The organism is Kandleria sp., assembly GCF_017934775.1.
Lineage (GTDB): Bacteria > Bacillota_I > Bacilli_A > Erysipelotrichales > Coprobacillaceae > Kandleria > Kandleria vitulina.
Window position 1 is genome coordinate 29,204 of record NZ_JAGBIX010000084.1, and the last position, 18,196, is coordinate 47,399.

At 34.3% G+C, this 18,196-nt stretch carries 17 protein-coding genes and 1 other annotated feature; of the genes, 15 read left to right on the forward strand and 2 right to left on the reverse strand.

What is annotated here, in order from left to right:
- Position 1 precedes the first annotated feature (1 nt).
- Entirely contained in the window at positions 2–2,059 is a 2,058-nt protein-coding gene (locus J6L95_RS08995) for a hypothetical protein (RefSeq protein WP_287458882.1), read from the forward strand.
- A gap of 456 nt (positions 2,060–2,515) precedes the next feature.
- On the opposite strand, the gene J6L95_RS09000 is transcribed toward J6L95_RS08995, so the two are convergent.
- Together J6L95_RS09000 and J6L95_RS09005 are read right to left on the reverse strand one after the other, a co-directional pair.
- A complete protein-coding gene (locus J6L95_RS09000) occupies positions 2,516–4,063 on the reverse strand; it encodes an L-lactate permease (protein WP_287458883.1) in 1,548 nt (515 codons plus the stop codon).
- 103 nt (positions 4,064–4,166) lie between these two features.
- Positions 4,167–4,505: an Hpt domain-containing protein gene (locus J6L95_RS09005; protein WP_287458884.1), complete on the reverse strand. Its 339-nt coding sequence runs from the start codon at positions 4,503–4,505 to the stop codon at positions 4,167–4,169.
- A 114-nt stretch (positions 4,506–4,619) separates the two neighbouring features.
- Between J6L95_RS09005 and J6L95_RS09010 the strand changes: the two genes are divergently transcribed.
- From J6L95_RS09010 to J6L95_RS09075, 14 genes are all read left to right on the forward strand, one after another.
- Positions 4,620–6,026 (forward strand): TrkH family potassium uptake protein, encoded by a 1,407-nt coding sequence (locus J6L95_RS09010; RefSeq protein ID WP_287458885.1) that lies wholly within the window; start codon positions 4,620–4,622, stop codon positions 6,024–6,026.
- 10 nt (positions 6,027–6,036) lie between these two features.
- Entirely contained in the window at positions 6,037–6,708 is a 672-nt protein-coding gene (locus tag J6L95_RS09015) for a potassium channel family protein (RefSeq protein WP_029070941.1), read from the forward strand.
- A gap of 43 nt (positions 6,709–6,751) precedes the next feature.
- Positions 6,752–8,458 carry a DUF885 family protein gene (locus J6L95_RS09020; RefSeq protein ID WP_287458887.1) on the forward strand — a complete coding sequence of 569 codons (1,707 nt, stop codon included), beginning with the start codon at positions 6,752–6,754 and terminating at the stop codon, positions 8,456–8,458.
- A gap of 111 nt (positions 8,459–8,569) precedes the next feature.
- Positions 8,570–9,886 (forward strand): NCS2 family permease, encoded by a 1,317-nt coding sequence (locus J6L95_RS09025; RefSeq protein WP_287458889.1) that lies wholly within the window; start codon positions 8,570–8,572, stop codon positions 9,884–9,886.
- Between the two features lie 43 nt (positions 9,887–9,929).
- Positions 9,930–10,172, forward strand: coding sequence for a hypothetical protein (locus J6L95_RS09030; protein ID WP_287458890.1), 243 nt, complete (start codon positions 9,930–9,932; stop codon positions 10,170–10,172).
- A gap of 66 nt (positions 10,173–10,238) precedes the next feature.
- Positions 10,239–10,535 (forward strand): hypothetical protein, encoded by a 297-nt coding sequence (locus J6L95_RS09035; RefSeq protein WP_029070945.1) that lies wholly within the window; start codon positions 10,239–10,241, stop codon positions 10,533–10,535.
- A gap of 74 nt (positions 10,536–10,609) precedes the next feature.
- Positions 10,610–11,320 carry a putative ABC transporter permease gene (locus J6L95_RS09040; RefSeq protein ID WP_287458891.1) on the forward strand — a complete coding sequence of 237 codons (711 nt, stop codon included), beginning with the start codon at positions 10,610–10,612 and terminating at the stop codon, positions 11,318–11,320.
- Between the two features lie 39 nt (positions 11,321–11,359).
- Positions 11,360–12,016: a M48 family metallopeptidase gene (locus J6L95_RS09045; protein ID WP_287458892.1), complete on the forward strand. Its 657-nt coding sequence runs from the start codon at positions 11,360–11,362 to the stop codon at positions 12,014–12,016.
- Positions 12,013–12,738, forward strand: a complete 726-nt coding sequence (locus J6L95_RS09050) for a TrmH family RNA methyltransferase (RefSeq protein WP_287458893.1) — start codon at positions 12,013–12,015, stop codon at positions 12,736–12,738. The genes J6L95_RS09045 and J6L95_RS09050 overlap by 4 nt, the downstream gene beginning before the upstream one ends.
- 1 nt (position 12,739) lies before the next feature.
- Complete coding sequence (locus tag J6L95_RS09055; RefSeq protein WP_287458894.1) at positions 12,740–13,012, forward strand: acylphosphatase; 273 nt, start codon at positions 12,740–12,742, stop codon at positions 13,010–13,012.
- A 14-nt stretch (positions 13,013–13,026) separates the two neighbouring features.
- A complete protein-coding gene (locus tag J6L95_RS09060) occupies positions 13,027–13,362 on the forward strand; it encodes a diacylglycerol kinase family protein (RefSeq protein ID WP_287458905.1) in 336 nt (111 codons plus the stop codon).
- A gap of 72 nt (positions 13,363–13,434) precedes the next feature.
- Positions 13,435–13,632 (forward strand) — a binding site (T-box leader).
- 35 nt (positions 13,633–13,667) lie between these two features.
- A complete protein-coding gene (gene pheS / locus J6L95_RS09065) occupies positions 13,668–14,702 on the forward strand; it encodes a phenylalanine--tRNA ligase subunit alpha (RefSeq protein WP_029072815.1) in 1,035 nt (344 codons plus the stop codon).
- Positions 14,703–14,706: 4 nt separating this feature from the next.
- Complete coding sequence (pheT, locus tag J6L95_RS09070; RefSeq protein WP_287458895.1) at positions 14,707–17,097, forward strand: phenylalanine--tRNA ligase subunit beta; 2,391 nt, start codon at positions 14,707–14,709, stop codon at positions 17,095–17,097.
- A gap of 154 nt (positions 17,098–17,251) precedes the next feature.
- Positions 17,252–18,166, forward strand: coding sequence for a CPBP family intramembrane glutamic endopeptidase (locus J6L95_RS09075; RefSeq protein ID WP_287458896.1), 915 nt, complete (start codon positions 17,252–17,254; stop codon positions 18,164–18,166).
- The last annotated feature ends 30 nt before the right edge of the window (positions 18,167–18,196 follow it).

Sequence of the window (18,196 nt, forward strand, 5' to 3'; positions counted from 1 at the left end):
TATGAAAAGCATATTAGCTAAAGCAATTCCATTAACAGTCGCTGTTTCAATGATGAGTGCAGTTCCTGCATTTGCCTATGAAAAAAATGAGACTGTTTATACTAAAATTGATGCTGATGGGAAAATAACTTATCAGAGTGTCAATGAACATATTACAAGTAATCATAAAGAAACAATCAATGATTATTCTGATTTAAGTGATATTGTTAATACATCAGGAAATGAAAAAATGACACGTGATGGCAAGAACATTAGCTGGTCATCACAGGGTAAAGATATTATCTATACCGGTAAGACTGAAAATGAGATGCCAATCACTTTAAAGGCAACTTATGAATTAAATGGTAAGAAAGTTAATCCTAAAGATATCAAAGGTAAAAGTGGTCATGTCAAATTACAATTTGATTACACAAATACAATGGATCATCAGTACAAAGGTGAGAAGGTCTATACACCATTTATGGTTATGCTTTCTTCTACATTCAAGTCTGCTGATACAAAGAACTTAACTGTCAATACTGGTAAAGTAATAAACAACGGTGAATCTGAACTTGTTGTTGGATTAGCTTCTCCAGGATTATATGACAGCTTTAATAAGATGGATGCCTTAAAGGAATTAGATAAGGTAGTTATTGAATATGATACAACTAACTTCAATTTAAAATCGATCTATAGTATTGCAACTCCTAAATTATTGGATGCTGATGATTTAAATAAAGTATTTGATAAGATTGATGATTCATATGGAGATGTCAATAAATTAAAAGATGCAACGAATGCCTTAGTAGATGGTTCTAAAACATTAGCAGAAGGTACTATGAAATATGCTTCTAAGATGAAAGAAGCAACAGATGCTTCTAAGAAATTAAAGACTGAAGGTACTGATAAGCTTACTGAAGGCTATAAGAAAATCGATGATGGTATTTCTCAGTTAAATGATGGTACTAAAGATTTATCTAAGCTTCCTTCTCAGATGAAGAAACTTAAAGATGGATTAACTCAGTTAAATGATGCTTTAAAAGAATTAAAGAATACAAAGTCTAATCTTGAAGCTAAGAAGAGTGCTGGTATTGAAAAGATGGCAGCAGCATTATCTGCTACAGTCAATGCTGAATTAGCTGATACAACAACTGATAAAACTAAAGAAGTGTTATCTCAGGTAAGTGCAATTTCTAAAAAGCTTAATGCTAAGTCTCAGGAATTAACAACTGCAACTACTGATTATTTAACATTTGTACAGCAGATTTCTCAAAATACATCTGCAACACCTGAACAGGCTGCAGCTGCTAAGAAGATGCTTGTAGAAAAACAGAAAGCATTAAGTGACAAGGCTGAAGAAGTTAAGGAATTAAAGGAACAGCTTAACGATGTAGAAACTGCTACAAACAGTCTTCAGAAATATGCAGCAGAAGTTAAGACTAATAAGTCTGCTGGTAAGAATCTTGTATTATCAATCTATAACAAGGATAGAGAAACAGGTTTATTTGAATCATGTGGTGCTAACTATAGCGCAGCTAAAGATAAGAGCGGATATAAGAAATTTAATGCCAACAAGGAATTGTATGCTGGATTATATCAGATCTATCTTGCTGATCATGCTATTAAGACATTAAGTTCATCTCAGGATAGTTTCAATAAACTATATAATGGTTCTAATACAATCTTAAAATCAGTTGAAAAGAGTGTAGAAAAACTTTCTGATAAGAAGACAGGTCTTCCTGCTTTACATGATGGTGTCAATAAGCTTTACAATGGTTCTAAGACTTTCAGCAATGGATTAAATAAATATGCTGAAAACTATGATAAATTAACTAATGGCTTAAATAAATTAAACAATGCTTTCTCTCAGATTGTTGATGGAAGTGCAAAATTATCTTCAGGTATGGCCGAATATAAGACATCTGGTATTGATAAGATCACTAAGTTAGCTGATGATCTTCATAAAGATGAAGATAAGTTCAAGACATTATCTGATTACGCAAAAGATTACAAGTTTACTTCTACTAATAGTGATGCACAGTATGAAACTAAGTTTGTAACTGTCATTGAAAACAATTAGTCACCTCAAGATGGATCATAACGATCCATCTTTTTTTGCTCTATTTCAAGTAGCAGGTGATTACTAATTAAGGAAAATGCGTGATAAGAAAAAATCGGTAAGGATAGATAGTAGTCCTTTTTATACGCTTTTTCCTGTTTTCGATGATACTAGAATCTATTTGTCTTCTTGCGGAGCTGCTCAATGATTTCTATATGATGATATTCTTTTCTACATTTATCGCATGTATTGATTTTTTGTCGTATGATGGGTGATGAATCAAACTTTGGTCAGGGAGATTCATCACTCTTTTTTTCTAAAGATATTGTTGTATCCCTACGGCTTTTTCACAAATCAAAAAAGAGCAGGCACTAGAAATTCACTGAAAGCAATAAAATGATGATTTTCCACAGTTTGGAAGATCATCATTTTTTTATAAAGATATAAAAAAAGAGAGGCGAACCTCTCTTTAAAATATTAAACTATACCGATCATTGGGAATACAATACAGATGATTCCACCGATTACTGCAAATGCAACTGTCCAGATAACAACCTTAGACATAATCTTGCTTTCAGCACCGCTTAATCCTACAGCAGCAGTACCGATAGCGATTGACTGAGGACAGATCATCTTACCAAGACCTGCACCCATTAAGTTACCAGCAGCAAGCCAGTATTGATTAGCACCGATATGTTTAGCAGTTTCTACCTGTACAGCACCGAATAATGCAGTAGTAGAAGTACCAGAACCAGTAACAAATCCACCAATTGTACCAATTAATGGTGAAATAATTGGGAACATAGAACCAGTCATAGCAACTAATGCAGCAGAGATAGAAGAAGTCATACCACTATAACCCATGATTTTAGCAACAGCTAATACTGAGCAGATAGTCAAGATTGTCTTGATATTTGATTTTACTGTTCTACCTAATACATTAAGCATTGTAGCGAAGCTTGCACCCTGAATAGCTCCACCGATGAAACCAGCAAGTAAGATCAATACACCTGGAGTGTTGATCCAGTAGAATGTTAATGTAGCTGGATTTTTACCAGTATAGAACTGAATTGGACTATTGATTGATGCTAGTGGATCATGAATAGCAGGAACCAATGTAGATGTGAATAATAAGAACAAGAAAATAAAGATAAATGGTGACCAAGCTTTAAAAGCAGAACCAAGAGTTAAACCTTTTAAACCATCACCAGAAGTTTCAACCTGGAATTCTTCAATTGCAGGTGTCTTAACTTTCATTGCAAATACGATAATAGCAACCATTGATACAATAGCACCGATGATATTTGCTAAATCAGGACCGATGAACTGAGCAACTGCATACTGTGGAATGATGTATGAAAGATCAGCTACTAAGATACAAGGAATTAATCCCTTAAGTGCTTTTGTTCCTTTACCGATAACAATAACAGCGATAAATGGAATGATGAACTGAACAACTGCCTGAATTAAGGCAACCTTTGCTGAAATACCAACAACATGTAAACCAGTGATGTTTGCCATTGTGTTAGTTGGAACCCCAACTGAACCAAAAGCAGTAGGAGTAGAGTTGATAATTAAGCAAGTAACAACTGATAATAAAGGATCAAATCCTAAACCGACAAGGATACCGGCAGGAATAGCAACAGCTGTACCGAAACCAGCCATACCTTCCATGAAGTTACCGAATCCAAATGCGATCAATAACATTAAAATTCTCTTATCTGTAGAGACGCTCGCTAACATAGCTTTAATAGAATCCATTGCCTTAGTTTCTAGTGTTAAGTTGTAAGTAAACAAAGCAGCAAGAATGACAATGATAATTGGCCAAAGTGCATTACAGATACCTTCTAAAGCAGCAGTTGCTGCATTGATTGCACTCATATGCCATACACCCATAGCAAGAGCAATTGTAACGACTAATGCGATTAGACAAGCTCTGTACCCAGGCATTTTTAATACGCTCATTGCAATGATTAACCAAATGATTGGAAGTAATGCTAAAGCGAATAATACAAACATATTCATATTGTGTTTCCCCTTTCTACGTGGACATTTTAAAACAATGAAAGGATATTGTCTATCTCAAATTGAAAAAAAGTAGAAAATGAAAAGGACCTTCATAAGAAAGTCACTTTAACATGTTAATTACAGTTGTATATTCATCAATAATTGGAGGCAAAAGCTCCTTAATATGACTGGTGTCACCTTTCTTTAAATCATCTACGAGAAGGCATACGTGATGATATAGCTTCTTCATCGATAGATTGCCAGTGATACTTTTTAAATCATGTGCTGCATCATAGGCAGCACTGATATCATTTTGATCAAGGGCTTCTCTCATCAATTTGTAAGAATGATCATCTTTAAAACGATTAAGAAATGTCATGTACATTTCTTCGTTGTTCATAAACCTATTCATAGCATCATCATAGTCAATTCCCATTGCGATAAGATCATTTTTTTTCACATCAATCACCCCTGAATTCATTATATCAATATATTGTTATTGACAAAAGAAAATTGATAGGGTAGTAATTTTACTTACAAGAGTGTATAATTCACAAAAGAAGGAGTAATAATTATGACTATACATCCATTAGCGCATAGAGAAAGAAAAAAGACGCCGATGACACCAACAAAAAAGATTGCTCTAAGTTTCTTGGCTGTCATCATTATTGGAGCTATTCTGCTTTCTTCTCCTATAGCAAACAAGGGTGCGGTAGCCCCGATTATCGATAACCTCTTTATTGCGGTATCGGCGGTGTGTGTTACCGGCTTAGCACCTATTACACTTATTGATACGTATAATCTGTTCGGTCAGATTGTCATTATGTTCCTTATTCAGATTGGTGGATTGGGATTTATTACCTTTTTATATTTGGTGCTTCATGTTTCAAGAAGACAGATCTCACTAAAATCAAAGATGGTCTTTACTGAAGCATTGAATCAGGAAAGCTTTAGAAAGCTACCTATTATCTTAAAAACAATTTTTGCTTATACATTCATTGTAGAAGGTATTGCCGCCATATTGCTGTCAATTGTCTTTGTGCCAGAATTTGGTATTGTAAAAGGTATCTATTATGGTATATGGCATGCGGTAAGTGGATTCTGTAATGCCGGGTTTGATCTTCTGGGCAGCAATTCATTGATTCGTTATCAAAATAACGCACTAGTGAACTTTATTATATGTGCAGAAATCATTCTGGGTGGTATTGGCTTCCTTGTAGTGAGAGATCTTATTGATAGCTTTAAAAAAGAGAAGAATAAAAAGACAACTTTCTCTTTAAAAAGATATATTCACGCACTTACTCTTCATACAAAGATTGTCTTTATAATGACATTTACGCTTCTAGCAAGTGGAACAATACTGTTCTTATTGTTAGAATATAATAATCCACAGTCCATTGGGAATATGTCTTGGCCATGGAAGATCGGTACATCATTCTTCCAGTCAACGACAACACGTACAGCAGGTTTTGCGACCGTCAGCATGCTGCATCTTAGATCAGTCACAAAGATTCTTATGTGTATGCTGATGTTTGTTGGTGGTTCACCAGCATCAACTGCTGGGGGGATCAAAACAGTTACGTTTGCCCTTGTTGTTATGATGCTTATTACTGTCTATAAAGGACAAGAAGAAGTTATCGTCTTCAATCGTCGTGTAAAGAAAAGAATTGTATTGCGTGCCTTTTCAATCTTTGCCTTGGGTCTTACTGCATGTATTGTAGCAACAATGATCCTTTCTATTTCAGAAGGCAATAAGGCACTGGCAGATATTCTTATGGAAGTGTTCTCTGCCTTTGGTACAGTAGGCTTAAGTGCATCAGTTACTCCAACATTAACTGTTGTGGGTAAGATGGTTATTATTGTACTTATGTACATGGGTCGTATTGGACCTATTTCCTTGATGATTCTCTTTGCTAGAAAATCACAGGGACACGTAAGTAAGGAAATCAGATATCCTGATGAGGATGTCATTGTTGGCTAAGGAGGAAATTATGGCTAAACAGAAACAAGTTGCGATTTTAGGATTGGGAGTCTTTGGTTCCACTCTTGCTGAAACATTATCAGACTATGGAGTAGAAGTATTAGCAATTGATAACAATGAACAATGTGTAGATCGCATTAAAGATAATGTTACAAGAGCTGCTATCGCCGATGTAACAGATAAAGATCAGATGCTAGAATTAGGTGTCAATGAATTTGATACTGTAGTCGTATCTATTTCTAAGCATTTTGAAGAATCAGTTTTAGCAACAATGATTCTAAAGGAATTTGGCGTTCCTAATATTATCGTTAAAGCAAGAACAAAACGTAAAAAAGTCATTCTTGAAAAAGTTGGTGCCGATGTTGTTGTCAACGTAGAAAAAGATATGGCAAACAAAGTCGCTAAGACATTACTAAGAAGAAGTATTGTAGATATTGTAGAATTAGATGAAGAATATTCCATTGTTGAAATCCACACACCAAACAGCTGGATTGGCAAGGATCTAAAGACTTTAAATGTAAGACAGGAATATGGCATGAACATCGTCGGTGTACGCTGTGATGCAGATGAAAAAATGAACATGGACTTTACCGCTGACTATATTGTTAAGCCAAGTGACCATTTCCTAGTTGTCGCAAAAACAGAAGAAGTTGAACAGTGGGATTATTTAACAAAGAATTAGGCTATGGGTATTCCATAGCTTTCTTTATAAAAGGGAGAATATTATGAAAAAGATTCTATTACTAATAATATCAGTATTTCTTATTGTAGGATGTTCAAGTCAGCCACAAGAAAATAAGAAAGTATCATTTCATCAATATCTTCGTCAGATTTTTGTAGAAGATATGGAAAATGATTATTTAACAATGCACAGCAGTCTTATACATCCAGAGAAATATGACATTAAAGTGAAGAAAATCAGCTTTGGTAATATTGATGATAAAAACATTAATTATAAAAAAAGATTAAAGACATTAGAAAGCTACAAAGATTCATTAAGTGGTTCAGATAAAACTTACTACAAGATTCTTCATCGAACTTATGAAGATCAAGTAAAGATGGACGATGATAAATATGAATATATGGATAATATCTGTGATCCAAATAATTCATTCACTGAAAATATGGCCACTTCACTACTTGAATTCCGTTTTGATAATGAGAATGATATTAAGAATTATATAAAACTTATTGAGTCAGGGATTGATTATTGTAAACAGGCAGTTGCTTATTTAAAGAAACAAAGTGAAGAAGGCTATTTTATGAGTTCACGTGTTTCTTCTGAATATCTTCAATCATTAAATAAGCTTATGACTTCTTCTTGGCTTGTCTCTTCATTTAATAAAAGAACATTCTCTTTCTCATTATCAGATGAAAAGAAAGAAAAATATGGTGAAGATGTTAAGAAGGCTTATGAGAAATCATTGTATCCAGGCTTTAAGCTTGTAAAAGAAGCGGTGCTTAAGTATAAGAACACTTCTAAAAATGCGAGTGGATTATCAGAATTAAAGAATGGCAAATCCTACTTTGAAGCACGTGTTCAAAGTATCCTTGGCGTAGATGATAGTCTATCTCAAATGAAAGAAAAAGCAATCGCATTAGCTAAACAGTCAAGCGATTATATTCAAAGTCATTTAAATGCTGAACTCTATTATAAGATTACTGCTTCTAAATCTACTGGATTAAGAACATACAGAAGTGTTATTCAGGATCTATTGCAGCGTTATCAGGAAGACTTTGAAAAACTTGATCACATCAACTATGAAATCTCTGCGATGGATCAGTCCAATGCTTCATCTTCGACATTGGCTTATTATGTCAATCCAACATTGGATGGCAAGGAAACAAATATTATTCGTGTAAATGAAAACAGTACACAATCTAAGGATTCATTGGATGCCTATTCTACACTTGCCCATGAAAGTATCCCAGGTCATATGTATCAGTTCAATTATGCTCGAATGTTGAAGAGACCAGAAATTCTTTATACAGTAAGCTATCTTGGCTACGCTGAAGGCTATGCGACATATGTTCAGGATTATGCCTATAAGTATGCACCTCATATTGATAGTGATGTAAAAGATATTCTTCTTGCAGAACAGCATCTTCAATATGCATTGGTTATCTTAAGCATGATTGGTATTCACAATGATTCCTATAGCAAGACTGATGTCAAAAGATTATGGAGTGATTACCAGATGAACCTCTCATTTACAGAAGTTTCATCCCTTTATAATCAGATGCTTGATTCTCCATTTATGATGTGTCCTTATTATTTAGGTTATATGTATATTAAGGATATTCAGAAAAACATGAAATCAAAATTGGGTGACAAGTATACCAACAAGGCTTTCAATAAGGCATTGGTGGCTAATGGGAATGTACCAATTGCATTGTTAGAGTCAACAGTAATTGATTCAATGGAAAAGTAACAGGAATGTAACCTGTTACTTTTTTTATTCTTTCTTAAAAGATTGAAATTGTTAAAACTATTATGTATAATCATTGTGTTTTCATTAAGATTAGGGGAGGAAAACAAATATATGGAAAAGTTCTTTAAGTTAAAAGAAAACGGAACGACTGTAAGAACTGAGCTTATTGCTGGTTTAACAACATTCTTAGCAATGGCTTATATCTTAGGTCTAAATCCACAGATTCTTGGTGATGCAGGCATGCCTAAGAATGGGGTATTCTTAGCAACTACAATTGCATCAGGTGTTGCATGTATTATCATGGGATTATTAGCAAATTATCCAGTCGCTTTGTCTGCAGGTATGGGTGTAAACGCATTGTTCGCTTACACAATTGTTGCACAGATGCACTTATCATGGAAAGGTGCTCTTGCATGCGTATTTGTTTCTGGTTTAATTTTCATTTTAATTACTGTGACTAAAGTTCGTGAAATGATCATTAATGCTATTCCAGTACAGCTTAAATTAGCAATCGGTGCTGGTATTGGTTTCTTCGTTGCCTTTGTTGGTTTAAAAAACGCTGGCATTATCGTAGCTTCACCTTCAACATTTGTAGGTTTAGGTACATTCTCTGATCCTAAAGTTCTTCTTGCACTATTAGGTATCATCATTACTTTAGTTTTAGTTATTCTTAGAGTTCCTGCTGCAGTCTTTGTTGGACTAGTAATCACTGCTGTCATTGGTACAGTTATGGGATTTACAGGAATTAAAGAAATGCCACATTACACTGGTGTTATGTCAATCAACTTTGATTTTAGTTTAGTAGGTGCTTGCTTTGATGGTATCAAAGAGTTATTCTCTCATCCACAGTGCTGGGCAGCTATCTTCTCATTATTATTCGTGGATTTCTTTGATACAGCTGGTACATTAGTTGCGGTTGCTGGTAAAACAAATCTTATGAAAGAAAATGGTGAATTAGAAAACGTTGAAAAAGCATTATTAGCTGACTCAATCGGTACAGTTTTCGGTTCAGTTATGGGTACTTCTACAATCACTTCATTCGTTGAATCAGCTTCAGGTGTAGGTGTTGGTGGACGTACAGGTTTAACTGCAGTTACTACTGGTGTATTATTCTTATTAGCATCATTCTTCTCACCAGTATTATCATTCATCACTTCTTCAGTTACTACTCCAGCATTAGTTGTAGTTGGTATTATGATGGCTCAGCAGCTTAAAGGTGTTGAATGGGATGATATGGTTATTGCTGCAAGTACATTTGTAACTGTAATCATCATGATCTTAGGATACTCAATTTCTAACGGTATCGCAGCTGGTTTCATTGTTTATGCTGCTGGTATGATTGCAAGCGGAAAAGCAAAAGATGTTTCTTGGATTGTTTGGTTACTTTCAATCTTATTCATCGTATACTTTGCATACGCACCAAAATAAATAAAAGAAGTCCTTCGGGACTTCTTTTGCTTTGGAGGAAAAAATGGATTATTTATTCTTAATGCAATATTTTGAGAAGCTGTTGCATGAATGTGATAAGAAAGCAGTGATGGTCTACTATGAGAAAATGGATGACTGTTTTCATGTTCAATATCGCTTCTTTGAAGGAGAAGGGGAAGTAAGATTATTTCAAGCTGATGAGTTTCTTGCTTTTTCATCGTTTTATGTGGACAATGTTAACGATGATAATGAAGAGATTCATTATGATATAATTTCTTTTTCATAATTTGATGATTTCATCCTCATCTATATTCTTGTGATTTATAATAAAAGTATAGAAGGAGGCTTTTTTATGAAAAACGAATTAACACTTTCAACTTCTGTCTATTGTTATGACACATCAAAGAAATATGCAATGGACATTTATGTAAAACTTTATAATACTGGACACGTCTTTAGTTATGAGCTCTTGAATAATTGGATTAGAGAAACTATTGATGGTAAAGCCGTGATGCCAGAAGAAGTTTGTGAATTGGTGGATCGTAAATTGTCTAAGATTGTCGGTGACCATACACCAAGAAAAGTGAAAGTTGTTACTAAACGTAATCCTGAACATTATATCAATGTAGAATATACCATTGAGTCATAAAAGAATGCGCAAGCATTCTTTTTTTCTTGAATTAATAAAATAAAGCTATATTATATAAACAAAGGAGAGAAGATATGTATCGCGATAATTGTTTTTTAATTATAGCTTTTATTTTATATAGTTTTTGTGGATGGCTTTGGGAATCATTGATTCTACCATTATTGTCAGGAAAAAGAATTCATAATTCAGGATTCTTAAGGGGCCCTTATGTACCTATTTATGGAGTAGGTGCCATCATTGTTTTCTTGCTGTTTTCTTCATCAGAAAAATGGTATTCTATTTTTATTGAAGGAGCAGTTGTAGCATGCTTGCTTGAATATATTACATCATGGGCTATGGAAAAGATCTTTCACCGTAGATGGTGGGACTACTCTAGAATGAAATTTAACCTTAATGGTCGAATCTGTCTTGCTGGTTTCCTTCTATTTGGATTATTCTCAGTTGTTTCAGTAAAGTTCAGTAATGGTATTATCTACGATGAATTAACAAACATTGAGCTGATTCCACTGATTGTTCTTTCTACGGTATTCTTGACAATCTTTATACTAGACTTCACTATGACAAGCATTGAAATGTTAAAACTTCGAGATCATATAGAAGAAGTTACAGAGAGATTACGTATTGAAGCAGAAAAGCTTCAGGTAGAACTAGAAGAACGTGGCTTTACTAGAGAAAAGCTATTTGAACTTATGGAAAAGAAAAAAGAAGGCTTGCCTACAATTGATGGGCATACTTATAAGCGTCTGCTTGAAGCCTTCCCTAATTTATTAAATCGAAAGCCTTAGTGGCTTTCTTTTTTTTGTATTTTCTATATAATGAGAGATATGAAACAGAGTATTATCTTAAATAATAAAGAATATCCTTATACAGTTACATTTAAAAAGATGCGTTCTATTATTGTAAAAGTTAGAGCAGGTCAACTGATTGTGTCTGCTCCATATTATACATCTATAGAGACAATAGACTCATTGATTCAAAAGAATAAAGAAAAGCTGATAAAATCAATGGAGAGCTATAAACCATATCTTTCAGTAGAAGATCACTATGTCTATATTTTTGGTAAAAAGTATGAACTTGTCATTAGAGATCTAGGTAAAAAGATATGTCGCATCCATGATGATAAGCTTTATGTTTATTCTAGAAATGTAGAGGGAGCATTTGAACAATTTGCAAAAGAACTGCTTTATCAATATCTTAATGAGAAGATAGAAGCCTCTTTACCATTATTTTCAAAGGATCATGTAAAAATAGAAATCAAGAAGTATAAGGGAAGATGGGGTAGCTGTTTTTATAAGATGAATAAAGTATCATTTAATTTATCGCTTATTCATCTTAAGAAAGAACTTATAGATTATGTCATAATGCATGAACTTACTCATTTTATAGAAGCCAATCATTCAAAAAGGTTCTATCATGAATTAGCGATGCGTATGCCAGATTATCTTATAAGACAAAATGCATTAAAGGAGACGCATGTATGATTACATCTCTTACCAATAAGACAGTTAAGAACTGGATGAAACTAAAGACAAAGAAAGAACGTGACGCACAGGAATTATTTCTTGTGGATGGTCGCCATATGACACAGGAAGCCTTAAAGGCTGGTGTCGTAGAGACTATCATTACTACTGATACAAACTACAAGAGTGATGTTTTAGTAGAATATGTGAGCGAGAATGTCATGGAAAAACTTTCTTTCACAAAAACACCACAGCCATTTATGGCAGTGTGTCGCAAGAAAAAGAATATTTTAAATGAAGAAGGAAAAAGATTCCTTATTCTTGATGGAGTACAAGATCCAGGAAATGTAGGCACAATGATAAGAACAGCGCTTGCTTTTTCATTTGATCAGGTTATCTTGTCAAAAGATAGCTGTGATCTTTATAATGATAAAACCCTACGTTCAACTCAGGGGGCTGTCTTCATGATGGATATCATCAGAGCTGATCTTTCAGTGATTATTCCTGAATTAAAAAAGAAAGGTATCTTTGTGGTCGGCAGCAGTCTAAGAGATGCACGTGATATGAATGAAATATCATCAAGAGAAAAGATGGCCTTTATTATGGGTAATGAAGGACAGGGCATGAAACAGGAAATGCTGGATCTTTGTGATGAAAGACTTTTTATTCCAATTCATACTATGGAATCACTCAATGTCGGTGTAGCGGCAGGAGTCATCATGTACCAATTCAGAGGTGAATAAAATGATTAGAAGACATTACTATTTTAGTGGAACCGTACAAGGTGTTGGTTTTAGATTTCGCTGTCAGACAATCGCAGCTTCATTAGGATTGACTGGCTGGTGTAAGAATTTGTTTGATGGTCGTGTTGAAGCAGAAGTGCAAGGAGAGGCAATGGATGTTAATCAGTTTGTATTACGTCTTTCAAAAGAACCATTTATCTCCATTGAAAACATTGAAGAAAAAGATATTCCCGTATCAAAACATGAAAAATCATTTAAAGTGAGATTCTATTAATGAAACAGTCGATAATGAAAAGCTTTTTTCACGCCTTTGAAGGTATTTACAATACCTTCAAAAGTGAACGCAATATGAAAATTCATATTCTTATTATGATCCTTGTGATCATATGCGGATTCATCTTTCATATTACCAAGACCGAATGGCTTATCTGCATTCTGCTTTTTGCAGGTGTCCTTTCACTAGAAATTATCAATACAGCCATTGAGGCTATTGTAGATTTAGTCTCACCGGAATTTCATCCTCTCGCAAAGGTTGCGAAGGATGCGGCTGCGGGAGCAGTACTGATTATCGCAATCGCTGCAGCGATCATTGGTCTTACGATTTTTGTACCTTATATACTTTAAGAAAAGCAAGCTGGTCTTGCTTTTTTTTAATGATTATGACTTGTATCTAAAAAACATTTTAGGTATAATATTCACAACACTATGAAGAGGAACATAGATAGTGAAAAGCAACAGAGAGGAAGAGTTAAGCTGGAAATCTTCTTGCCAGAAGCTATTGCATTCACCTCAGAGTGCGGCCAATCCCCGCCGTATGCGCTACGTTACAGTGAAATTAAGTGCATAGAAATATTCTATGAATTAGGATGGTACCGCGAGCAACTCGTTCCTATTAGGAATGAGTTTTTTATTTTATAGGAGGAACTTGAATGGATGATTTAAGAAAAATCAGAGAAGAAGCTCTTGAGAAAATCAATGAGGCTGCTGATCTTAAAGAACTTAATGCATTAAGAGTGGCATTCTTAGGAAAGAAAGGTCCACTTCAGAAAGCAATGAAAGCCATGAAGGATATGGCACCTGAAGAAAGAAAGTCTTTTGGACAGGTTTCAAATAAAGCTAAGCAGGAAATTGCGAAAGCTATTGAAACAATGAAAGAAAATCTTGAAGAAGCAGAAATGAATGCACGTATCAAAAGAGAAGATATCGATGTGACATTGCCTGCTAGAAAACTTCCAACAGGATCACTTCATCCTATTACTATGGTAAAGGAAGATATCGAAGAATTATTCTTAGGTATGGGTTATACAGTCGCTGAAGGTCCTGAAGTTGAAACTGATCATTATAACTTCGAATTGATGAACTTGCCTAAAGGACACCCTGCAAGAGATATGCAGGATACATTCTACATTGATGAAAACACATTAATGAGAACACATACTTCACCAGTTCAGGCACATGTCTTATTAGAGGCTAAAGGAAAAGGTCCAATCAAGATTATTTGTCCTGGTAAGACTTATCGTAGAGATGATGATGACGCTACTCATTCACATCAGTTTGCTCAGTGTGAAGGTCTTGTTGTTGACAAGAACGTCACAATGGGAGATTTAAAAGGAACACTTGAATTCTTTGCGAAAAGAACATTCGGTGAAAAACGTGAAATTAGATTAAGACCATCTTATTTCCCATTCACTGAACCAAGTGTAGAAGTAGATATCTCATGTGGTAACTGTGGTGGAAAAGGTTGCGCTATGTGTAAAGGTACTGGATGGATTGAAATTCTTGGTGCTGGTATGGTTAACCCACATGTATTGGAAATGTGTGGATTTGATCCAAAAGAATATCAGGGATTTGCATTCGGGATCGGACTTGAACGTGTAGCCATGTTAAAGTATGGCATTGATAATATTAGAGATTTCTATAATGATGATTTAAGATTCTTGAATCAGTTTGCAAGAAAGGGGTAGTAAAATGGAAGCAAGCTTAAAAGTATTAAATAATTATGTAAAAGTTGACGACCAGAATCCTCTAGAATTAGCAGAAAAGATTACGAGAATTGGTCATGAAGTAGAAGGACATCATGAACTAGCAGTAGGTACAAAGCTTGTTGTTGGTTATGTACAAGAATGTATTGATCATCCAAATAGTGATCATCTTCATATCTGCCAGGTTGAAATTGCACCTGGAGAAGTTACACAGATTGTCTGTGGTGCACCTAATGTCAAGGCAGGACAGAAGGTCATTGTGGCATTACCAGGATGTCAGCTTAACGGTGGAAAGATTTCTGCTGGTAAGATCAGAGGAGAAGAATCAAACGGAATGATCTGTTCAATCGCAGAATTGATTGCGGATCAGCGATTATTAAGTGATGAAGATAAAGCAGGAATTCATGTCTTAGATGAAGATGCTCCAGTTGGAGAAGAAGCATTATCTTATTTAGGATTAGATGATTTCATTTTAGAAATTGGTTTAACTCCAAATAGAAGTGACTGTATGGCTATGATTTCATTAGCCTATGAAGTAGCGGCTGTATTAGATCGTAAAGTTACTTTACCTGAAGTTACTAAATACGAAGAAAAGAAGAGCGATATCACTGTTGATGTAGAAACAGATCTATGTACATTCTTTGGGGCAAAGCTTGTTAAAGGTGTTGTTACAAAAGAATCTCCAGCATGGTTAAAGAATGCTTTATTATCAAGTGGTATTAAGCCAATCAACAACATTGTTGATATCTCTAACTTTGTCATGGTAGAAACAGGTCAGCCTATTCATATGTATGATTATGACAAATTAACTAACAAGGAATTTGTTGTAAAGACTGGATTTACTGGTAAATACAAGATGCTAGATGGGGAAGACTACGAATTATTAGCAGAAGATGTTATCGTATCAACTGATGGTGGTGTAGGATGCATCGCTGGTATCATGGGTTCTGACTCAACTAAGATTGATGAAAATACAAAGAATATCGTTATTGAAGCAGCAACATTTGATGGTCCACAGCTTCGTCAGAGCGCAAGACGTCTTAACTTGTTGACAGATGCTTCTCAGCATTTCATTAAAGGTGCTATCAATACAAAGAATTCATTACATGTATTAGATCGCTGTGCTGATTTATTAAAACAGTATGCTGAAGCAGAAGACATCTATGAAACTGTTGCTACACAATACAATGAAGAAGAAAAACATGTAGAAGTAAGCGTAGAAAGAGTCAATGGATTATTGGGTACTTCATTTACAGAAGAAGAAATCAAGAACGTCTTTGATCGTCTATGTTTCACTTATACATTAAATGAAGGTAACTTTGATGTAGTCGTACCATCATATCGTAATGATATTACAATGGATGCTGACTTGATTGAAGAAGTTGCAAGATTATATGGTTATGATAACCTTCCTTCTACATTGCCAGAAATGTCAATGACACAGGGCTTATTGACAGATAAGCAGTCTAAAGAAAAATTAATGAGACATATGCTTGCTCATTTAGGTCTACATGAAACATTAACTTACACATTGACATCACCATCTAAAGAAAATGATTTCAATCTTTTCCATAATGCTGATGATCAAGTTAAATTAATGTGGCCATTAGGTGAAGAAAGAAGTGTCACAAGAAAATCACTTATTCCTCATCTTCTAGAAGTTATCAAATATAATAATGATCATGCTATTAAAGATGTACACATCTTCGAAATTGCCAACACTTACTCAGCACAGGATAAAGAAATTTCTGAATTAGCTATTGCGATGAGCGGTAATTATGTAGATGTACCTTGGTTAGGTGAAAAGACACCTGTTGATTTCTATGTTGTCAAAGGAATTCTTGAAACACTATTTAAGGCATTAAACATTGAACCAAGTCGTTATACTTTAGAAAAAGTAGAAGCTGACAATAAAGATTATCATCCAGGTAGAAGTGCCTACATTAAAGTTGGTAAAACAATTGTTGGTTTAGTAGGACAGATTCATCCTGCTAAAGCGAAGAAGTATGAAGTCAATGATACTTATGTTGTTACACTTAACTTAACTGCATTATTATCAATGCGTTCAAGCAAGATCAAGTTTACATCATTGCCACAGTATCCATCAGTTGATCGTGATATTGCTTTAGTGGTAGATAAAGATGTACCAGCATCTGAAATTGAAAGAACAATCTTTAGAGCATCTAAGATTCTTAAATCCACAACAATCTTTGATGTCTATGAAGGTGAACATGTAGAAGAAGGCAAGAAATCAGTTGCTATTTCTATGATGTTCCAGGATGAAGAACGTACATTGGATGAAAAGACAATCAATGAAGCAATGGATAAAGTTCTTTCTGCAGTAGAAAAAGCATTCCATGCAAAATTAAGACAGTAAAACTAAGGGGAAACCCTTAGTTTTTTTTACAAATTAATAAATTGAATGAAAACATTAACATTGATAGAATATAATTATGTATTAAGTAAGACATAGATTGTAATATATTTTTATTGAACACACATCTCGTTTATTATTGATGAAAAAGGTGAATATGAATACTTTATTTAAGAAAATAACAGATAGTTTTATGGGATATACCATAGGAACAATATTTCAGATTATTTGTGGAAGCATTATTGGTGTCATTATAGTGAGTTTAATTGTAGTAAGTTACGTGGCCTTTGGCTTAAATGTAACCAATTATAGTAATGTGGATGTCGTTTTATCATCATTGCCTGCATGGGTTGAAACGGGTGCTAGCTATTTATCAAGTATTGGTCTTTGGGTCATGGGTTTATTATGGTTTATGCGTAAAAACAATAGACCCTTATACAAGAGCATTGGGACGTATGTAAAAGGTAATAATATAAAGAACTTTGTTATTGGGTTATTTGTTGGTATTGTGTTAAATGGAGCATGTGTTCTTGTTTCACTTATGAATAAAGATATAGTCATAAAGTATCAAGGATTTAATTTTATTCAAGCCTTCTTGGTATTATTATGTGTCTTTGTACAATCTTCTGGTGAAGAATTGATTTGTAGAGGATATTTGTATCAGAAGCTGTTAAAGAAATATGAAAAACCTATTATTGCAATTGTGGGGAATGCCTTATTATTTGCACTGCTTCATTTTTCTAATTCAGGTGTGACTATATTATCTGCAATCAATATTCTTTTAGCAGGTATCGTATTTTCTTTGATGGTCTATCATTTTGATAGCCTCTGGATGGCTATGGGCGCTCATACAACATGGAATTATCTTCAAAATATTGTTTTTGGATTACCTAACAGCGGTATCAAGATGCGATATTCTATCTTTAAACTTACAAGTGCAAGAGATGGAATTGCTTATACGAAAAGTTTTGGGGTAGAAGGTTCACTTATGGTGACATTGCTTTTTATACTTGTAATAGGTGGTGTTATTTTTTTAAAGAAGAATCCTCATACAACTGATATTTGGAAATAAAGACTAAGGAGAAATCCTTAGTTTTTTGAA